This is a genomic window from Wolbachia endosymbiont of Oedothorax gibbosus, assembly GCF_936270435.1.
Classification (GTDB): Bacteria; Pseudomonadota; Alphaproteobacteria; order Rickettsiales; family Anaplasmataceae; genus Wolbachia.
Genome location: NZ_OW370567.1, coordinates 1,164,884 through 1,185,574 on the forward strand (window position 1 = coordinate 1,164,884; position 20,691 = coordinate 1,185,574).

The following is a 20,691-nucleotide window of genomic DNA, read 5'->3' on the forward strand; positions in this document are numbered from 1 at the left end:
GTGCAAAAAATTAAAAATAAGACGCCAATCACGTAATACTGTTGTCGTTTAATCTGCACAGATTGAAGATAACTGAATATCTTCAGTCTCATGATAAGGGGGCTGGCGGAGTTTGTCAAGTAGGTTTTTTCGTTTCTATATGTGCTACCTTAAGCTATAGACCTCAACGCACAAATACCCTAGCCCCACTGGCATATAAATTTGTGTGACTTTTTTGAGTATTAAGCAATGCAAGTCCGATATTGTCTACACTAGAGCGCAGTTCCCCTATTTCCTCATTATTTTCATTTGTCACTTTAGTGCCAATATCTGGAAGTGCGTTATCCCCCTCAACAAGGTAAAGTTTCCTTCTGAATATTTCTTGTCTGCTCATTCGATTTACGACTTCCTGACCTATATAACACCCCTTATTAAAGCTTATACCGTTGATTAAAAATTGCAGCGGAAATGATGAATTTTGTACCATATCTTTCGCTCCATCTGGAACGAGATTTTGAATTCTAACTTTTTCATACTGAGTAAAATCCCCAACTGGCTCCTTTATTTCACCTTTATGTATTACCCTCATTCCTAGCAGCTTGTGCCTTGGATCTTGAAAAATAACTTGTGACTTACTACTACACTCCGCCAACTTAGTGTTAAACAAAACTCCAACCTTATATAGTGCACTAACGTCTTTAATCTTCACTCTCAGGTAAGTTTTAAGTAAATCTAGTTTCTCGATCATTTGCTGTAAGTGCATGTTTTCGCACTCCAAGAAAGTGTATTTACCATACTCAATAAGAAAAAAATCATATAGATATTTCCCTTGAGGGCTAAGCAATAAAGAGTAAATGGCTTTTTGGCTATCCAACTTATTAATATCATTGGTTATAATGCCCTGCAGAAAATCTCTAGTGTCAGGCCCATATAGCACTATTACACCACGACTTAGGAATGGTATATAACTCATGAAATCTCCATAAATAAATCTAAATTTTATTATATAACATTAGGCTCTTTTAGAAACTGCTTTTGGCGTGCATGTTTTATATGGTGTGCATATTTTACAAGCTCCAGCCCTTGAAATCTAGCTTACGAGTATATATATAAAGTTATAGGTTAATTTGTTGAGAGGAAAAGCAAATGTCAAATGTAAATTTAAATGTATTGGATGATAGCGTGCTGATCAAGCCTGTTAGCGAGGAAAAGCAAGGTGGAATTATGCTTCCATCAAGTGCTGAAAAGAAACCTACTAAAGGTGAAATTGTAGCAACTGGTGAAGGTTCACGCAACTCAAATGGCGAACGCGTAGCTTTAACTGTGAAGGCTGGTGATAAAGTGTTCTATCGTCAATGGGCTGGTACAGAAATAGAACATAATGATGAAAAGCTTATCGTGATGAAAGAGTCCGATATACTTGCTGTCATTAAATAGCAGTCTTTATTTTACTAAACTGAAACAAAGCACGATACAGTGCATTGTAAATGGTTTTATTATAGTTTTCTAAATTTTTTATTAACAAGAGGTGATAAAAATGACTAATGTAGTAGTATCAGGTGAGCAGTTGCAAGAAGCCTTTCGTGAAGTCGCAGCAATAGTGGATTCAACGGTAGCAATAACTGCGGGACCTAGAGGAAAAACAGTAGGGATTAATAAGCCCTATGGAGCACCAGAAATTACAAAAGATGGTTATAAGGTGATGAAGGGTATCAAGCCTGAAAAACCACTAAATGCTGCAATAGCAAGCATCTTTGCCCAAAGTTGTTCTCAATGTAACGACAAAGTTGGTGATGGTACAACAACGTGCTCAATATTAACTAGCAACATGATAATGGAAGCTTCAAAATCAATTGCTGCTGGAAACGATCGTGTTGGTATTAAAAACGGAATACAGAAGGCAAAAGATGTAATATTAAAGGAAATTACATCAATGTCTCGTACAATTTCTCTGGAGAAAATGGATGAAGTAGCGCAAGTTGCGATAATCTCTGCAAATGGTGATAAGGATATAGGTAACAGTATCGCTGATTCCGTGAAAAAAGTTGGAAAAGAGGGTGTAATAACTGTTGAAGAGAGTAAAGGTTCAAAAGAGTTAGAAGTTGAGCTGACTACTGGCATGCAATTTGATCGCGGTTATCTCTCTCCGTATTTTATTACAAATAATGAAAAAATGATCGTGGAGCTTGATAATCCTTATTTATTAATTACAGAGAAAAAATTGAATATTATTCAACCTTTACTTCCTATTCTTGAAGCTGTTGTTAAATCTGGTAAACCTTTAGTTATTATTGCAGAGGATATCGAAGGTGAAGCATTAAGCACTTTAGTTATCAATAAATTGCGTGGTGGTTTAAAAGTTGCTGCAGTAAAAGCTCCAGGTTTTGGTGACAGAAGAAAGGAGATGCTCGAAGACATAGCAACTTTGACTGGTGCTAAGTACGTCATAAAAGATGAACTTGGAATCAAGATGGAAGATCTGACACTTGATGATCTTGGTACTGCTAAAAATGTTAAAATTACTAAAGATAATACCACAGTTGTCAGCGAAAATAGCGATTCTGACAGTGTGAAAGCTAGAATCGAGCAGATCAAATCTCAAATTGAAACTTCAACTTCTGATTATGATAAAGAAAAGCTAAGAGAACGTTTAGCGAAATTATCAGGTGGTGTTGCTGTGCTAAAAGTTGGTGGAGCAACTGAAGTGGAAGTTAAAGAACGTAGAGATAGAGTTGAAGATGCGCTACATGCAACAAGAGCTGCAATTGAAGAAGGCATAGTTCCAGGTGGTGGAGTTGCGCTTCTTTATGCTTCATCTGTTCTCGACAAATTAAAAGGTGCAAGTGACGAAGAGCAAATAGGCATAAACATTATCAAGAAAATTCTCAGTGCTCCAATTAGAAGGTTAGTTAAAAATGCTGGTCTTGAATCTGCTGTTATAATTGACTATTTGATTAAGCAGAATGATAAAGAGCTTATATACAACGTTGAGGCTATGAATTACGCTAATGCATTTACAGCTGGTGTGATTGATCCAGCGAAAGTGGTACGCATTGCTTTTGAAACAGCAATATCTGTTGCAAGTGTGTTGATCACTACTGAATCTATGATAGTTGATGTACCAAGCAAAGAAAATGCTTCATCTCCTATGGGTGCAGGAGAAATGGGTGGCATGGGTGGATTCTAAGTAGAGTGAAACCGTGGAGCAATTGCTCCACGGCACCTATGTCTCTTTAATTCTTAAAAATCATATTTTACTGTGTGTTAAAGGTGATACGTGTAGTGGCTTTGTATAGAAAGACACTACTGTTTGTATCCTTTTTGCTTCTTTATACTGCAATTGTCTAATAACAAAAAGGCAGTATAAGAAAGCTATAACCCCTGGTATATTTATACTAGCATAATGCTATATTAATAAACAATCTATATAATGCTATTAAATATAATAATTAAAATCTAAATCACTTTCTCTATAAAAGGAGAAATTTACCTTAATGAAAATACATATATATTTAATATTGTTTTTATTTTTTTCTTGCACTCAACTATATGCTGACGAGGAAATTGCAAAATTTGATTTACTTATTGGCGAGATAAATGAAACAAGCCTTACTCTTAAAGGTGCAATAAAGGTTACAATAAAACCAGGTTGGCATATATATTACAAAGATCCTGGAGATTTCGGCCTTCCCACTTCCTTTGATTGTCAGGGTAACACATCAAATATAGATATCCATTGGCCTACTCCCAAGGAACATGAAGATAAAGTAGGGAGAGAGACGTTTGTAAGTAACGTATATGAGGATATGGTATTATTTCCCTTTAAGATGAATATATTTTTAAATCAAGAGTACATTGACCTTGATTTTCATATACAATATGCGATATGTAAAGATAGATGCATCCCTAAAAATGTTGAGATAAAAATCAAACAGCCACTAAAGGATTTTATAGATTCTGACGTCGATAAACTTATAAATGAGTGGTATGAAAAATAGAGTTCTCATGGGGTAGGTGTCATTCCAGTGCGCGACACTGGAATCTCATTTACTTTTTTGTTCACTATGTGAGGAACTTGGGCCTACAAGTATATAAACATAATGGTTTCGCATAAAAAATTTAGATCCCAGTGTCACGCACTGGGATGACAAGAAAGGGGTGCTAGGATGACAGAAAGGGGTGCTAGGATGACAGAAAGGGGTGCTAGGATGACAGAAACGAAGTCATACATAGAAAATAGGTTAGGTATTTTCAACTTTTGTATGTATACTTAAGTCAAAACACTCACTTTTAGTATGTAAATGGATATAGTAAAGTTTGTTTTATTACTGCCAACAATATTACTCATGCTAGTTGCTGGTGTTTACCTATCGGTTAAACTAAAATGGCTACAGATATTTAGATTGCCGTACGCCCTTTCACTCATTGGAGTTAAAAGAGGAGAAAATAAATTTTCTTCTATAGCCGCTCTATTTACAATCTTAGGGGGAAATTTAGGAGTAGGAAATATTTCAGGAACTGCTGTTGCTCTAAAAACCGGAGGACCGGGCTCTATTTTATGGATGGCAATAATTATTGTTATCACTTCTGTGATAAAATATGTCACTTGTTATCTAAGTATAAAAACCAGAAAGGAAAAGAACGGACGGTTTATAGGTGGCCCTGTAGCCTACATGGCTGATGCATTTAACTCTAGAAAAGCTACAATTGTGTTTCTGGTTGTTATGATGATGGTTTCAATAACAGTTGGTAACCTTGTTCAGGTAAATTCTCTATCAATACCACTTAACATGATAGATGTGCCTGTAGTCATTGGTGGCATTGTAATGGCCATAATATTTTTTGTTGTTGCAGTTCTCAGCTTAAAAAAAATTAAAATTTTTATATCGGCTATGATACCAATAATGACGGTAAGTTACCTCATACTTTGCGGTATCATATTATTTAAGTTTAGTGAAAATATCCTTCCTTCTCTAAAATTAATAACAAGCAGTTTTTTTACAACTAGTAGCTTTAACTCTGGTTTATCTCTAGGTTTGATTTTAGAAATGTTGACTATTATTCAAGTCGGAACTTTGCGAGGTATTTTTGCAACAGATATAGGGCTTGGTCTCGAAGGAATCGTGCACTCTTCAATTGTTCCTAAGAAAAATAACAATAAATTTATTATTGAACAGAGCCTAATCACAATAATATCGCCTTTTATAGTTGCATTCATAGTGTTTATTACAACAATGGTACTGCTGGTCACAGATTCTTGGGTCACTGATTTAGAGAGTACTAACATGTGCATATTTGCTTTTAGAAAAGCTATGAATTGGCCCTATATTGACTATTTAATTATGGTCATAATGTTTTGTTTTGCTTTCACTACTATTTTTACTTGGTTTTTTTGCTCAAAACAGACAATACGCTATGTGTCTATGGATAATAAATACACTAAAATCTGGATTGTAATTTTTACCATGATTATTCCGCTTGGTGCGATAGGTAAAGTCCGGTTGCTATGGGATGTCGCTGATATCTCGATTGCTGCTTTGTTGTTTATCAACATACTCGCTATACTCAAGCTAACTTCTCAAGATCCAGAAGTGTTTACTATGAGTAGCAGATATTTAAAATTAGGCGCCAACTAAAATACTAGCTAAGTTGCCATCTGAGCAGTAACACAACCTCCTTAATAAAAATTCAACCAATGCCCGTGATAATTATATTAGCTAGTATTAGCTAGAACTAAAGGCAGAGGGTTATTAGTGAGGGGTATATGAATACTAACGATACACAACAAGAACACATCTATAATGAGCGCCTTCTAGAATTTTTTCCTTTATTTGATAAAAAGGACGACCCAATTTATAATGCTAGAGTTGATTTTAACACAGTAAAGTTTTTAACAGAACGCGCCGATTGGGATTGGAACGAAGATAAAGACAAAAACAAAGCATGTGGAGTTATTCTTCAGGAATTCGACAAGATAAAGAAAGCCGAACAAAAGCTTGAAAGTGAAGTTAAAAAAAGGTTGAAAGATTATATTGATGATGGTGTTACAGCAGTGTCAATATACGGTAATCACGCAAGTATTACGCTGGAAGATAACAAGAAAGAGTTTAAAATCAGTGAATTTTTAAATAGTGATTTTTGTGAGAAGAATGGAATTTCGGGATTTTCAACGTTGCATAGTGATGGAAAGAGCGGAATGCACGGTTTTGTTGCCGAGGAAGAAGGGAAAAAAATAAGACACTATGTCGTAACCGATGGTTCATATGAAATGACTCTGAAATGGTATGCGAAAGGGGAAGAATGCAAGATCAAAATTAAGATTGATGCTAACGGTGTAGAACTTGTTAAAGGTGATGATTTTTCTCTAGAACGGTTAGAAGCGAATCAAGATGTAAAAATAGGTGGTTTATTCTTGCATGAAATAGAATTCAGGGAAAAAGGAAAAGTGAATGAGGTGCAACATAATAAAGACAGTAACGAGCTATCATCTGAAACTACAACAAGAATTGATGTTAATAGAGGTGTTAGCGTTCAAGCTACTGATATAACTCAAAAAAAAGAAGACCACCATTCACATTTTGGACTACAATCTAACAGCAGAAGGCAGTCTTACGATAGCGGAATTGGAAAAGATTTTGACGATAAAATTAATTCTCAGGAGGCTGAAGAAAAGCGTGAGCTTAGACAAGCAGCACGAAAAGCAAATTCGGGAGGTCAAGTTTATAACCTCCAATCGCTTTTTGAGGAAAATTCCCAGAACAAAAGAACTCCTCCGCCACCACCTCTCAGAACTAGTTCACTTCCACCTGAAAAAGATGTTTTCAATGAGCAAGGGGGAAGCAAACTTGAAAGCCAAAAACCAGATAGAAGTGAACAAACACCTAATAATCAGCAAAAAGGTGCAACTTCTGATCCTTCAGATAGTTCTACTTTCACCAAATCTGTAAGCCACAATCAAGATAATAGGCAAGAAGATGAACGGTATGACAATCCTACATTTGGACATGCTGTACCTGAAAGCCAAAAACCAGATAGAAGTGAGCAAACACCTAATAATCAGCAACAACCTGAAATCCCGCAACAAGAAGGAAAGAGTAAACAGGAGCCTAAAGGAGGGAAGTTAAATTACAAAGAAGGTGAATCGTCTAGTGAACCTGAAGCTAACAGAAAAAGTGAATTAAGCTCTAACACAGCTGATGTAGCACAAAAAAGATTCTTAGAGGACGTTTTAGAAAAAATAAAAGAAGACAAACCAATATACAAATGGTTAAAGGATAAAATTGAAGGTAAAGAAGATAATCAAAATCTGGATGCACTAGAGGGAAAACTATCCAAAAAATATGGTCAAGGTAATATTGTAGAAAAAAGAGAGAACGATGACGGCAAACCTCTATCTACAGTTAGCACTGAGGGAAATAAGGAGAGTTTGATAGATGTTGAACAAGGTAGTGACACTCGATCACAGAAAAGCTCTCGCAGGAGTGGACAAGAGCCTGAAGAAGAAAGGTTAAATTACCAAAACGCACGTGAAGCATTAGAAAGTTGGAAGGAAAAATGGCCAAAGAAATACGAAATTAACGAAGATGTTAAAGAGACTAGTTTTAATACACCAGAGAAAATTCAGTCTGAATTGCAAAAAGACAATTTAGCAGATGTAAAAACAGTAGAAGGTCCAACTGTTAGTGTCTCTGCTTCAAGACCAAATAGTATAAGTGATTCAGGCTATATATCTCCAACTCATGACAATAATGAACAATCTCAAGTAGATCCTGAACAGTTAAAGAAGTGCTTAGAAAACATTAAACCAAAAGAAATCGGAGATACGAGTGAGTTAAAAGAAGCATTGGAAAAACTGGATAAAGGGTTAAGAGAGCCGGCACAACAGGCTACTAAAGAAAATATTCCTAAAGGTTCATTCTCAGAAAGCGTTTTGGAGAAAATAAAAGAAGGTAAACAATATGACCCTATACGTGAGTTGCTAAAGAACAAGATTGGTAGCCAAGACAATATTATAACTGCAGCAACCGAGCTAGGTACTGTACTTTCTGAGCTATGTACAGAAGCTCAAAAAGGTTTTGCTAAGCGAGAGGAAGAGAAAAGATTTGCTGCTAAAGACGAGCAAAAGACAAGAGATTGAAATAATTACTTAGCAAACAATAGGTTTCATGCAACGGTAACCCTATAACGGAAGAGTAGGAGCCGCGTAAGAATAATACGAACATTCCAGCTAGGCCTTGTATATTGCACCCCCCTGCCCTATTTTTCCACTCTTCTGATGCTAAATAATACTTAATTTCTTGTTCACTGAGACGTTTAAATTTCACTATTGTAACCACAGTCCTAATATGTTGTTTGGATTGATCGGGAGTTAATAGACACACACTGGTGTATACTCTATGCCTTCTTCCTGATAACAAGCGGATGCATTTTTCTGCTTGTCCAACGTTTTCAGCTTTAAGCAATATTCTTCTACCACAAGCAACAACTGTATCAACACCAAGCACAAAGTAATTTGGATTTGAACTTTGTATTTTCTCAGCTTTACTTTTTGCCATACGGATTGAGTAATCCTTCGGAAGTTCCTTTTTTAAAGGGGCTTCATCTATGTCTGCTGGCAAAATTAAACCTGGCTCAATATTTATTTGTTTTAGTAAAGCTATACGCCTTTCCGATGATGAAGCAAGAATAAGATTATTTAGAGATCGTTCTGTCACTTGTACCTTTAAGCCTTCTAATTATCCTACCCTTTCTCGCATTCCTATCGTAAATGCTCATCTCAACTAACACCCTATCCCCTATAATGATGCGTATTTTACTTCTTCTCACTTTCCCTGATACATGACAGATAATCTCATGTTCATTGTCCAGTTTCACTCTAAATTCTGCTGCAGGTAGTAAAGCAGTTACTGCCCCTTCCACCTCAAAAATTGTTTTCGATTTCTCATCTTTTATCATATGTTATATTATAATTTAATAATCTTTTTCAGTCTACTATAGATTTTAAATTATTATCAACACAAAAGACTTTTTGCACCTCATTTAAGTATTTCTCTTGCTACCAACCATCTTCACAATAATGCTTTCGAACCTGCATTTTTCACTTTCATTCAACCTCACCAAGAGAAGACGAGCTACGGTTTCTACTCTTTGCCTTCCCCTTAACAGAACTTATAGGATTTATGTTGGAAGATAAATCATCATCACAATTTTCCTTAGAACCTGTTCATAATCTTTTAAGGAGTAAAGAAGTGAAAGCAAGAACGACCATTTGTAAGCTAGTGTTGAGTTTCCGCTCGCAATTTTTCCACAAACGCCTACATTTTTCCAACCAAGCAAAAGAGCGCTCAACAACCCATCTCTTTGGCAGTACAACAAAGGTGTGTAATTCACTTCGCTTTATTACTTCGACCGTCGAACCAATAGTTGCTTTTATTTGTGTTGCAAAATTTTCTCCAGTGTAGCCTGCATCAACAAGTATATTTTTAACTTCAGAGAGTTTTTCTTTAGCATTTTCGACCATTTTCATGGCACTGCTGCGGTCGGTTGCTTCTGCCGTTGTTACATAAATCGCGTGTGGTAAACCTTGTGTATCTACTGCAATATGGAGCTTTATTCCTGAAATTTTTTTACCTGCATCGTAGCCCTTATTTTCAGCAGTATCTGCATTTTTTACGCTCTGAGCATCAATTATACAAAAACTAGTTCTTTCTTTCCGACCATTGCTGATACGTGTCTCTCCAACTAATTTTTTTTAATACACGCTCCAAAGTACTTTCTGTATCTTCGCTTGGTTTTTCACTCCATTTTTTAAAATATTCGTAACAACTTCGCCATTTTGGAAAATCTTTTGGCAGCATTCTCCACTGACAGGCACTTTTTAGGACGTACAGCACTGCACAAAATACATCATACAAATCAAGTTTTCTTGGTTTTGTTTTCTTCCTACTACTCTCCAGAATTGATCTGATTTTTTCAAATTGTTCTCGACTTATGTCACTTGGGTATAAATTTCTCATATATCCTTATTCATATACATCATCTCATAGTTTATCACTTTTTTGAGATTATGAACAGGTTCTTACAGCTATCATATCCGTCATCAATGCTTAAAGATCTGGATAACCTTCCCTGTTTTAGTGGAGCATTATCAGACTCACTAGGAATGTTTCCTGTTATAGTATAAAGTTTTTGTACGTAATCATTGGGGATCTCATTCATTCTTTGTTCATGAGTAACTTGACCTTCTAAGTATTTCACTTGATTGTTTAAGTTTTCTATTTCTTCTTTCATTTCTTCAATTGTCTGAATTTTATCTGCAATGATGTCGCTCAATGCATCACGGCTCTCTTCTAATTCATCAACATTATCTTCAGTGAGTTCAAGTGTAAGCATCATATCTTCTGTGAATTCCTCGTACTCATTTTCTGGCTCTTCAATATCGAATTTTAGTCCCTCTTCTCCAAGTTTATCTTGTAAATCGCTATTCTGCCTCTCTTTTACAATTGTTTGATTATCTTCTGCTTGGGTTGTTTCTAGTTTCTCCTGTAGTTGCTGATTTTCTTGTGTTAATTCATGATTTATCACTTGCAACTCTGCTTCTTCTTGCTTCAATTCAACGTTTTCTTCGGACAGCATCTGATTATTTAAAATCAATTCATCCATTTGTTGTGAAGCAACTTCTGGTTGAGTTTCAGTGTGCTGTAAATTGACTTCTGTTTGAATTAATGCATTGCTATTAATAGAAGGAGGAAGGCTATTGTCATCATCAACTTTAGGGTCTAATTTCCCCTCTGGTTCCTTATCTTGATAGGCCGTTATAGACTCATTTTGAAAATTATTATTAGCAGTAGGTACAACATCAGCAGCCTTACCCTTTTCTAGTGATTTCATTACAGCATCATATAAAGAGAGACCTTGAATATATAATTCATCGTTTTGCTTTATTAATTCTAGGATCCCCTTCGATGACACAGAATCTTTACTATCAAATTTTAGTATTTCAGTTATGCCATCGCTACTCACATTCATAATCATGGTACAAATTGAAACATTCCCGAACTCATCCTTTACAGGCCAAGTGCTTGTCATTTCATAACATGCGCCTTCTTTAAATTCATAATATCTTTTCTTATCTTCTTGATGAGCGTGTATTTCATGTTTTTTATTGCAATAGATATTCAATTCTTTCTCTTGCTGTAAAATGTCACTAATCCTTGTTGGCTCACTCTTATCGTAATGAATAAGGTTAACATTCAAAACTCTATGAGTGTTGTCAGTTTCTGTGTAATAAGCTCGAAGCTCTACACCTTCCCTCTCAAAATATTTACTTGCAGCTTTTTTTCCCTGCTCTGCCAACTCTATGTATTTATTTAGATCTTCCTTAAAGCTCTTATTAGCAGACTCTGTTACTGCTTTATCTATGTACGTTTGTTTAAAATCTCTATCGTTTATTAGGTCATAAAAACTCCACTCCTCCCCAAAAGCCCCCTGCACGTAAGTGAAATTCTTTTTTTCCTTTAGTTTTCTTAAGAACCACACCTTTTCTTTCAGATTTTTCAGTTGAAAGCTTATCCTTGCCTTTACACTAGAGTTTTTGGCAGGAATACTAACTTCTTCTAGTTCTTTAAGTAATTTATTATCTTTTATAATTGAGTGGCAAAACTTTACAATAGCAGAATTTTCAAACGAAGGATCTTTTTTATACCTTCATCAAAAATTTCTTTAAAACGTGCAAATTGAGGTAGAACATAAAAATCGATTATTTCTTTTTCTGATCTCGTTTTATTAGCATAAGAGATATTACCTAATTGTGAATATAACTCTTTGAATGTATGGTAGATAAGCGTAGAGCAATAAACTTCCCTATTCAGTGAAGTTGGTCCAATACAAAAATGCTTTTCAAATTGATCACCTATTTTTCCTGCCTCTGCTGCTTTGTCTCCCTTAGTCAAACCTCCAATCATAACATACCTCCTTTGACTATATTTATATTATACTAATTAACATATATTAAAAAATCAAACCTCGTTCTACACTAACTTTTGTTATTAACTTAATTGTGTTGAAAATAACTGCAAGTGTTAACCTTAAGCTTTTGTCTTTCATTGTACACTACTCACTATAAGTTTATAATAATATCTTATATAATAGACTTAGTATTTTGAGTTATGCAAGTATTTTTTTTATTGGATAAAAGTTAAAAGACGTTTTCAGAAATCTTTAAGCTCAGTAATATCCTCTCTCTTTGGACTAGTTGAAATTAGATGAATTGGTACACCTATTAATTTTTCTAACCTGTCTATATATTTTATTAAATTGATAGGTAATGCTTCAATCGACCTTTTCCCTTGAGTGTTTTCTTTCCAGCCAGGAAACTCTTCATATATTGGCTCTAATTCCTCTTGCATTGAATGCAATGCGGGTAAATAATCATACATTTTTCCGCTATACTTGTAACCAGTGCATATTTTAATTGTATCAAAAGAATCAAGCACATCTAATTTGGTTAATACAATGCTTGAAACTCCAGAAAGTTGTGCAGCCTGGCGCACTAAAACTGCGTCAAACCATCCGCAGCGCCTTCTTCTATTGCTCACTGTTCCAAATTCCTTGCCTATAGTAAATAAGCTATCCCCCACTTCGTTCTTTTGCTCAGTAGGGAATGGACCATTGCCCACTCTGGTTGTATAAGCTTTTGCCACACCAATAATGTAAGCATTGGAGGCTAATCCTGAGCCTGTTATTGCTTGCGACGCTACAGTATTACTTGAAGTAACAAAAGGGTAAGTTCCGTGGTCAATATCTAAAAATGTGCCTTGGGCGCCTTCAAATATTACTTTCTTACCTTCTTTCATAAAGTCATTTAATATCTTCCACACAGGTTTTTTATATGAAAGAATTTTTTCTGAAATTTCTTGAATTTCCTTTAATATTTCTTCTTTTTTAACCACCTGGTAGTTAAGGCCTTTCCTGATAGCATTATGGTAATTCAAAAGAGTATCTACCCTTTTATTGAGCTCATCTGCGTTTTCTAAGTCACAAAGGCGTATAGCTCTCCTTCCAACTTTATCTTCATAACATGGTCCTATCCCTTTGTTTGTTGTACCAATTTTGCGATTTCCGTTTAAGTCTTCAAATAGCTTTTCCTTATCCTTATGTACGCTAAGTATTAATGGACAGCTTTCAGATACCATCAAATTGTTATGGTTTACGTCTACTCCTTTAATTTTCAATGACTCTATTTCTGAGATTAGAGCGTGTGGATCAAGAGCAACGCCATTTCCTATGATAGATATTTTGCCTGGCCTCAAAACAGCAGAGGGCAGTAAATTTAATTTATAAACCTCATCATCTATTACTATAGTGTGCCCTGCATTATTTCCTCCCTGAAATCTCACAACTGCATCTGCATTCTCAGAAAGATAATCTACTATTTTACCCTTGCCTTCGTCACCCCATTGCAGACCAACAATTACAATGTTATTCATCATTATTTTCTAAATTAATACATAAATATTAATGCAATACGCTACAAATGGAAAGAGAAATTTAAAATCCTACATCTCTTAAAGTAAAGAGTGTTCAAGTCAGATTAAACATTTTTACTATAGAATTGCAAGACCACCTAATATCGCACACTAATTTCTCTCTTTATCTTATATAAATTAATTAAGTAAAGCGAATACAGTATCCACACTACTAAAAAAAATGTGGCACAAAACATAAACATTACAATGAGTGGCAACAGCAGGGAACTCTCTATTGCTACTCCACCTCTTCTTAGAATACTTGCAGGCTGGTGGAGAGTAGACCATAAATTCACAGAAAATTTTACTACGGGAATATTTATAGCACTAAAAATGGCAAATACTGCTGCTGATTTTTCTGCTCTCGCTTCATTATCAAAAGCGCTCCACAATGAAAGGTATCCAACATATAGGAAAAATAAAATCAGCATTGAAGTAAGCCTTGCATCCCATACCCACCAAGTGCCCCAGGTTCCTTTTCCCCAGATGCTACCTGTGATTAAGCATATTGCAGAAAAGACTGTCCCTGCAGGAGCAGCAGCATGTGCCAAGATACTAGCAATGCTATTGTTCCACACCAATGAAATGAAACTGAGTGATGCAATAAGTCCATATATTCCAAGAGCAAGCCATGCAGAAGGCACATGAATGTACATAATTCGTACAATTTCTCCTTGTTTATAATCTTCTGGGGAAAAGAATAACGCCAAAAACATTCCAATTAAAAAACATGCGAAACAAATAACCCCAAGCCAAGGTAGAGCTTTCTTAGAAAAAGAAGAGAAATTTGTAGGCTTTAATAAAAACATTCGTTTTGAGAATAATTGTGTTAAGAATTTACCAATTAGTTTGAGTTTTATCAACAGGATAGTTTTTCTATATTTACGTAGGTCAACAAATTAGCATAATTTGAGTAGCTTGCTATTATTTTTAGTATAACACTATATAAAACATGACCCTTAAAAAGCTTAATTTACACTTAGTATCAGATTCAAGTGGTGAAACTGTTATATCAGTTGCAAAATCAGCTCTGAAACACTTTCGCTCTATAGAAACGATCGAATATGTTTGGTCTTTTGTGAAAAAAGAGGAGCAGATTGACAAAATTCTGGAGGAAATTAATAGGAAAAGTGATGAGCATAACTTTGTTATATGCACTATTACTGATGATGAGCTAAGAAAATATCTAAAAGATAACTGTATAAAGTTGAAAATTCCCTATAGAGCAATATTATCACATATTATTAGAGAAATTTCGTCCTATCTTGAAATTGAAAAAGACGAAAAGCTTGACTTGCATACTGAGATAAACAACGGATATTTTCAGCGCATTGAGGCAATAAACTACACTATTAATCATGATGATGGGCAAAATATTCAAGATATTGATAAAGCAGATATAATTTTGGTTGGAGTTTCACGTACATCAAAATCTCCCACCAGTACGTATTTAGCTTACCGAGGCTATAAGGTTGCAAATATTCCTTTTGTTAGTGGGGTACCCTTTTATGTCGACTTAGCAAAATTAGAAAATAAACTGACGATAGGGGTAACAATAGACGTAAGTAGACTAATAGAAATACGCAAAAATAGACTTACTTCAATTAACAACGAAGATAATAATATATATGCTGATCCTGAAAAAGTAGAAGAGGAAATTAAAGAAGCAGAGGAACTATTTAAGCAGAATAACTGGCCAATCATTGATGTCACGCAAAAGTCGATCGAAGAAGTATCAGCAACAATTATACAATATTTTAATAAAATGTTATCAATTGACTAACTCTTGATAAGTGATTATAATGTAAAGTAATTTAATTCTTACTATAGATATGAAAGTCAAAGGGTCGCTAAAATCTCATCGTAATAGAGATAAAAATTGTAAAGTTGTGAAAAGGGGTGGTAAGATTTACATTATAAATAAGGTAAAGCCAAGGTGTAAAGCGCGTCAAGGTTCTTAGCTTTTTGTTCACCTTTTCATGTTATGTATTTCTTGTATGTGAAAGTATGGTGCTTATATCTAAAAAGAAGCAAAAGTTACTGTGTTTAAGCGCAGCCTTACTCATTTCTTTTCTTACATTATATTTCAGCATTAGCACAATTACAGGTAAACGTGGCTTATTGACGTTAATCGATTTAAAAAAAGAAATCGAGTACAATAAACTTTTGCTAAAGGATGTCTCTTCTGAAAAGGAAAAGTTGGACAACAAAGTATTTGGCTTGTATGAAAAAAGCTTAGATTTAGATCTGCTTGATGAGCAAGCAAAAAATGCTTTAGGTTATGTGAACCCTAATGAACTTATGGTTGTTCTTGACATGGAATAGCAGTAGAGATCTCCCTACGTCATACCGCCGCGGTATCTCGTTGTAGATTCCGCTAACAAGCAGCGGAATGACGGGTTACCAAATTGTAGGTAAATCTAAGGTAACCGTTCACAGATTTCCACTTAATTCTTCAATCTCACTAATAGAAAGGCCAGTACACTTGACAATAGTGTTGACATCAACATTATTAGCCAGCATTGCTTTTGCAACTTCAATTTCCCTTTCTTTTCTACCTTCCTCTTTAGCAAGATCAAGTCTGTATTCAAGAATGGCTTCTTCTTTGCGTAGATCCATTATTCTTTCTTCATAAGCTACTAAATCCTTTTCATTCCAGCTAAATCTGTCTAATTCATCGTAGGCTAACTTTATTATTGGTGCCTTTTCTGCAATTTTTTTTAGATCTTCATCTGTTGTTTCTTCAGCATATTTAAAGAAAAATAGCCAACGATCTACTATGCTTTCTAGCTGTTCTACTTTGCTTTTTGTAAATTTAGGTAACTCAATAAAGACAAATTGAAAATCTTTTAAGTAATGGCCGTTGGTTCTCTAATTGCACATAAGTCAACAATAATTTTTACACAAATCAAAATAGCATATTTCCTCCATAATCTTTAATAATTTTACATAGATTAAGTAGCATGCTTCCATGGTTCTCTCCGCGGTCTGATATGACAACAAATTTGTCAAGCCGCATTATACTTGTTAGGCGGAAGTGGACGGCAACATGTTTTTAACTGTAATAGTTTAGACTTGATCTGACAGGCGTGAATTAACTGACAGAAGAATTGACAAAGTCAAAACCAAAATCAGCATCCTGTTTAATGCTATCAATATTTTTCTGATAAGCAATATGCATACTATCAAAAAAGGTTTGCATAGGATAGCAATATTTACCTGAATGCGGTCTAGATCTATTGTAAGAATGCACCCAATGGTCTACATCTAACTGAAGTTCTGCCAAAGAGGTGTAAATTTTCTTTCTAAAGATAATATTGATCTTGCATAGTTCTGTGGAACCTTTCACATATGCCATTAGTCTGTGGAGAACGAGCTTTGGTTCGAGAATGATCAATATTTTCTACCCCCAAATACAGCTGGTAAGCGTGATTTTCCGGTCTGCCACAATACTCTGTACCACGATCCGTCAAAACGCGTAGTAATGATACTTTCTGTTCATCAAAAAACGGTATTACCCTATCATTAAGAAGATCTGCACCTGTGATAGCAGTCCTTTCTGTGTAAAGCTTAGCAAAAGCAACTCTAGAATAGGTATCAACAAAGGTTTGCTGGTAAATTCTTCCAATACCTTTGATATTACCCACATAATAACTGTCTTGGCTACCCAAGTATCCTGGATGCTCTGTTTCAATTTCTCCATGGGCCTCTTTTTCTTCCTTAGCCTTCTCTAGAGCTGTTATCTGCTCTTCTGTTAAAATGCTGAGCTACTTTTGCTTCTAATGCCTTTAACCTCTTTTTGAAATTTTCAAGATTGTTTCTTTGCCACACTGATCTTATTCCACTTGCAGAGATGAGAATTCCTCTCTTCGTTTGCTGCTCTTTCTTGTCCATATGCTGGAAATTCTATTGCTATTTCAATTACTGCTTTTTCTATATCCTCCGATACTCTATTTGCATATAATGGCTTGCTTTTCGCTCTTCTCCTCCTGTTTCATACAGTTCTTTGAAGCGGTAAAATGTATCCCTTGAATATCCCATTACCTTACACGCCTGTGATACATTTCCTAATTGCTTTGCAAGTTCTAGCAATCCCAACTTTGGTTTTAGTATTTTTTCTTGTGTTGCCTGACACTCCTTTAAAATTTGTTCATATTTTTATCTTACTTTGTTTGCCTGTCAGATCAAGTCTAAACTATTACACATTATTACACCAATTTTCATAAACAAATAAGATACGTTGCTTAAGGCTGCAGCTATAAATAGTAAGTTCTAGTTTGGTTAGCGGTATCTGTTCAGCAGAGTGGCAAAATAAGGTAGACGAGAAAAGACAACTATAGGAACAAATGGGTGTCATGCCAGTGCGTGACACTGGCATCCAGTTCTTTCGCGCAGTTCCATCGAAAACGTTGTAAAGCGCTTTCGTGTTTACCAACTTAGTGCCCAATCTGGATCCCAGACTGGGATGACAAGAAAGGGAGCACTGGAATTTTTGTTTCAGCATTAGCCATGCATCTGAACAGACAATGGCATCAACTTAAGGAAAAATATCAGTAATTGTGTGTAAAGTTTCTCTATAAAACTTTTACCATTAAATTACCCAAAAGCTGCAATAAACAGCACTTTTGTTTCTATTTTATTTCAACAAAGAAGTCTAAAATGCGTCCTTTTTAGGTGAAACATGCAAATAACAGCGATAAAGTGCTAAACGCCATCATGTCTTTAGGAGAGTTTGATAATGAAGGCTCTTAAGTTGACGTCATTGCCTGAACAGATACAAAGCTTATACTTTTTGCTTAATTGGAGATGCTATCTCTACACTTTTTGCTCCATCTAGGGTACTACTTGGTTTTTCTGCAGTAATTTTTTGAGTACTACCATCTACCTTATTCTCAATATCTGCTCTATATGATCTTAATACTTCAATAGCTTTTTTGTTTTCACTATTCAGCGCAATATCTAAAGCATCCATTCCATCATTATTTTTGTGGTTGATAAAATTCTTTAACTCAAAGATTTTTATATATTGCTCAATGATGAATTCTACCACTTTTCCAGGGCAATTATTAGCGGCAGGAAAGAGTACTGTATTGTTATTATTGTCTTTTTTTGTTATGTCTGCTTTGAGCTCGTTTATTAAATACCTGATAACTTCTACTCTGCTATCATTTTCTGCTTCAGTGCATTGCCGGATAGCTAAAAATAGAGCTGTTCGCCCATTGTTATCTATATCTTCAATATCTTGCCCTTTATCAATTAAGGCTTGTATTATATTTTTATTACCATACAAAGCAGCAAAGTGAAGAGGAGTGTATCCTTCGGTGCTTTCTCTTTCATTAATCAATGCACCATGGCTAGCTAGTAATTCTATAAATTCTGGCGTATCTGCAAACACTGCAAAATGCATTGGTGTTAAACCATCTTTACTATTGATTTTTGTTTTTGCATTAACGTTTGCTCCATTTTTTATCAGCAATTTCGCTATTTCTAATTGTTTACGTCCAATGGCAATATGCAGTGGTGTACGATTGCGCTCACCATTATTATTGACGTTTACGCCATACTTTATTAGTAGCTCTGCAGCTTCGATATTACCTTCCTGAATTGCAACATATAAGGAAGCATATCCATCTTTTGTTTCCTTTGTCATACGAAATTGCAAACATATTAGTTCATATATTATTAAGAACTATTATTAAGTTTTTATTAATATAATATTAATAATAATTAAGATTTTAATCACAATTAGAGAAATTTAGTATCCGTTCAGGCAATGGCGTCAACTTAAGGAAAAATATCGGTGATAGTGTATAAAAATTCTCTCTAAAATTTTTACCATTAAATTACCCAAAAGCTGCAATAAATAGCACTTTTGTTGCTGTTTTATTTCAACAAAGAAGTCTAAAATGTGTCCTTTTTAGGTAAAACATGCAAAAAGGAAAAAATTTTATTCTACAAATTAAAAATATAATATACTCGAAAGCTTTTCAGAGAATCCATTGTGTTGGAAAGAACAGTTTCACGCGAACAAGAAAACTCCCTTTTACGACAGTATTTTCTATGATTTTAAAGTTAGTTAAAAAAAGTTTGGGAATAGAATGTGAACTTATGGAGCCATTGACATGTACCCTCAAAGCAAGCTTTTTCTAAAGCAAGGTATAAATACAGGTTTTAAAGAATTTAAGCATCCAAACAGCCTATCAAGATGAATCTGAGCTGGAGAGGCTATAGACTTATTGCAGCAGATGGTTCTGGTATGAGATTACCCAGCTCTGAGGAAATTGTATCCGAGTTTGGCCGCTTTAAACCAAATGGAACAACAGGCACAATGCCACCATTGGCAAGAGTTTCTTTGTTTGTTGATTTATGTACTTCACTGATTTGCAGTGCTCGCCTTGCGGCTTGGGAACAAACGTTGGCGGAAGAGCAATTACCCGAAGTTATCACTCAAATGCGTTCATTAAATCAAAAGAAATTATTATTTATCTATGATCGTGGTTATCCTTCAGTAAAATTCATTCAGCAGCATGATGATTTGGAAGTAGATTTTATTTTTCGCTTGCAAAAAAGAAATTATAGCAAGCTATGGGAACGAATTGCATCTGGCGAATCAGATTTTGATTTTATATTAGAAAATGAAAAGCTAAAAAATAAAATGAAAGGACAGAAAGTAAGAGCTGACATTAGCTAACGGAGAAACAGAGGTATTAGTTACTTCACTTTTTGATCGAGAAAAATTTACTTTGGAAGATATCAGTAAAGCTTATGTATTAAGGTGGCACATAGAAGAGTGCTACAAACGACTCAAAGTAGGAGCAGAGTTAGAGAATTTTTCTGGGGTAAATTTAGAGGCTGTATTACAAGAATTTTGGGCAAACTTGGTCATGTGCAATATATTATCGCTTCATATGTGTGATGCACAAGGGCCTTGGAACCCAGATCAAATTGCCGAGTACCGTTTAAATTTTTCAGTTTTATTTGGTGTGATGAGACAGAAACTTTATCAAGTGCTCGTTGCGCCAAAAGATTTTCAAGCCCTTTTTAAGTATACGCGCCAAAGTTAAGATCCGACCGGGAAGATTGTATAGCCGCAATAAAGTAGATAAGCCCAAACGCCATCATGTCTTTAGGAGAGTTTGCTAATGTATGCTCTTAGAACCTGTTAAGGATCTCGAAAATATGAGGT

Annotated in this window: 17 protein-coding genes and 3 pseudogenes; 9 read left to right on the forward strand and 11 right to left on the reverse strand. The window is 35.1% G+C overall.

All coding sequences use genetic code 11. The features are described 5' to 3' along the window. Nucleotides 1–163: 163 nt before the first annotated feature. Nucleotides 164–952: a CAF17-like 4Fe-4S cluster assembly/insertion protein YgfZ gene (gene ygfZ, locus NBW39_RS05920; RefSeq protein WP_250294877.1), complete on the reverse strand. Its 789-nt coding sequence runs from the start codon at nucleotides 950–952 to the stop codon at nucleotides 164–166. A gap of 173 nt (nucleotides 953–1,125) precedes the next feature. Between ygfZ and NBW39_RS05925 the strand changes: the two genes are divergently transcribed. From NBW39_RS05925 to NBW39_RS05945, 5 genes are all read left to right on the forward strand, one after another. After that, complete coding sequence (locus tag NBW39_RS05925) at nucleotides 1,126–1,416, forward strand: co-chaperone GroES (protein WP_250294880.1); 291 nt, start codon at nucleotides 1,126–1,128, stop codon at nucleotides 1,414–1,416. Nucleotides 1,417–1,516: 100 nt separating this feature from the next. Further along, nucleotides 1,517–3,166 carry a chaperonin GroEL gene (groL, locus tag NBW39_RS05930; protein WP_250294883.1) on the forward strand — a complete coding sequence of 550 codons (1,650 nt, stop codon included), beginning with the start codon at nucleotides 1,517–1,519 and terminating at the stop codon, nucleotides 3,164–3,166. Between the two features lie 307 nt (nucleotides 3,167–3,473). After that, entirely contained in the window at nucleotides 3,474–3,977 is a 504-nt protein-coding gene (locus NBW39_RS05935; RefSeq protein WP_250294884.1) for a protein-disulfide reductase DsbD domain-containing protein, read from the forward strand. A gap of 303 nt (nucleotides 3,978–4,280) precedes the next feature. After that, entirely contained in the window at nucleotides 4,281–5,615 is a 1,335-nt protein-coding gene (locus NBW39_RS05940; RefSeq protein ID WP_250294885.1) for an alanine:cation symporter family protein, read from the forward strand. 128 nt (nucleotides 5,616–5,743) lie between these two features. Further along, nucleotides 5,744–8,116, forward strand: a complete 2,373-nt coding sequence (locus tag NBW39_RS05945; RefSeq protein ID WP_250294887.1) for a hypothetical protein — start codon at nucleotides 5,744–5,746, stop codon at nucleotides 8,114–8,116. Here the strand turns inward: NBW39_RS05945 and NBW39_RS05950 are convergent. From NBW39_RS05950 to ccmC, 7 genes are all read right to left on the reverse strand, one after another. Beyond that, complete coding sequence (locus NBW39_RS05950; RefSeq protein WP_250294888.1) at nucleotides 8,088–8,693, reverse strand: Maf family nucleotide pyrophosphatase; 606 nt, start codon at nucleotides 8,691–8,693, stop codon at nucleotides 8,088–8,090. The two genes, NBW39_RS05945 and NBW39_RS05950, sit on opposite strands and share 29 nt — an antisense overlap. Beyond that, complete coding sequence (gene infA, locus NBW39_RS05955; protein ID WP_007550159.1) at nucleotides 8,671–8,934, reverse strand: translation initiation factor IF-1; 264 nt, start codon at nucleotides 8,932–8,934, stop codon at nucleotides 8,671–8,673. Before infA ends, NBW39_RS05950 begins: the two co-directional genes overlap by 23 nt. Before the next feature lie 268 nt (nucleotides 8,935–9,202). Further along, a protein-coding gene (locus NBW39_RS05960) for an IS5 family transposase (protein WP_250294889.1) occupies nucleotides 9,203–9,995 on the reverse strand; the annotation gives its coding sequence in 2 pieces (ribosomal slippage) (nucleotides 9,203–9,730 and nucleotides 9,732–9,995; 792 coding nt in all). A 34-nt stretch (nucleotides 9,996–10,029) separates the two neighbouring features. Next, nucleotides 10,030–11,517, reverse strand: coding sequence for a hypothetical protein (locus NBW39_RS05965; protein WP_250294890.1), 1,488 nt, complete (start codon nucleotides 11,515–11,517; stop codon nucleotides 10,030–10,032). 125 nt (nucleotides 11,518–11,642) lie between these two features. After that, nucleotides 11,643–11,942 carry a hypothetical protein gene (locus tag NBW39_RS05970; RefSeq protein ID WP_250294891.1) on the reverse strand — a complete coding sequence of 100 codons (300 nt, stop codon included), beginning with the start codon at nucleotides 11,940–11,942 and terminating at the stop codon, nucleotides 11,643–11,645. Nucleotides 11,943–12,188: 246 nt separating this feature from the next. After that, nucleotides 12,189–13,466, reverse strand: a complete 1,278-nt coding sequence (locus tag NBW39_RS05975) for an adenylosuccinate synthase (RefSeq protein ID WP_250295773.1) — start codon at nucleotides 13,464–13,466, stop codon at nucleotides 12,189–12,191. Between the two features lie 137 nt (nucleotides 13,467–13,603). After that, entirely contained in the window at nucleotides 13,604–14,314 is a 711-nt protein-coding gene (gene ccmC / locus NBW39_RS05980; protein ID WP_250295774.1) for a heme ABC transporter permease CcmC, read from the reverse strand. 143 nt (nucleotides 14,315–14,457) lie between these two features. Here ccmC and NBW39_RS05985 point away from each other — a divergent pair, with 143 nt between their 5' ends. From NBW39_RS05985 to NBW39_RS05995, 3 genes are read left to right on the forward strand one after another with little or no spacing between them, the layout of a single operon-like run. Beyond that, entirely contained in the window at nucleotides 14,458–15,288 is an 831-nt protein-coding gene (locus NBW39_RS05985; RefSeq protein WP_250294892.1) for a pyruvate, water dikinase regulatory protein, read from the forward strand. Nucleotides 15,289–15,337: 49 nt separating this feature from the next. After that, nucleotides 15,338–15,466, forward strand: a complete 129-nt coding sequence (ykgO, locus tag NBW39_RS05990; RefSeq protein WP_006279631.1) for a type B 50S ribosomal protein L36 — start codon at nucleotides 15,338–15,340, stop codon at nucleotides 15,464–15,466. A gap of 46 nt (nucleotides 15,467–15,512) precedes the next feature. Further along, nucleotides 15,513–15,830 (forward strand): FtsB family cell division protein, encoded by a 318-nt coding sequence (locus tag NBW39_RS05995; RefSeq protein ID WP_250294893.1) that lies wholly within the window; start codon nucleotides 15,513–15,515, stop codon nucleotides 15,828–15,830. Between the two features lie 108 nt (nucleotides 15,831–15,938). On the opposite strand, the pseudogene NBW39_RS06000 reads toward NBW39_RS05995, so the two are convergent. From NBW39_RS06000 to NBW39_RS06010, 3 genes and pseudogenes are all read right to left on the reverse strand, one after another. Continuing rightward, nucleotides 15,939–16,376, reverse strand: a pseudogene (locus tag NBW39_RS06000) (Rpn family recombination-promoting nuclease/putative transposase); the annotation flags it as partial. 223 nt (nucleotides 16,377–16,599) lie between these two features. Next, nucleotides 16,600–17,651, reverse strand: a pseudogene (locus NBW39_RS06005) (IS481 family transposase). Nucleotides 17,652–18,288: 637 nt separating this feature from the next. Next, entirely contained in the window at nucleotides 18,289–19,167 is an 879-nt protein-coding gene (locus NBW39_RS06010) for an ankyrin repeat domain-containing protein (protein ID WP_370273618.1), read from the reverse strand. A 266-nt stretch (nucleotides 19,168–19,433) separates the two neighbouring features. Between NBW39_RS06010 and NBW39_RS06015 the strand changes: the two are divergent. Beyond that, a pseudogene (locus NBW39_RS06015) lies at nucleotides 19,434–20,648 on the forward strand (IS4 family transposase). Nucleotides 20,649–20,691 lie beyond the last annotated feature (43 nt).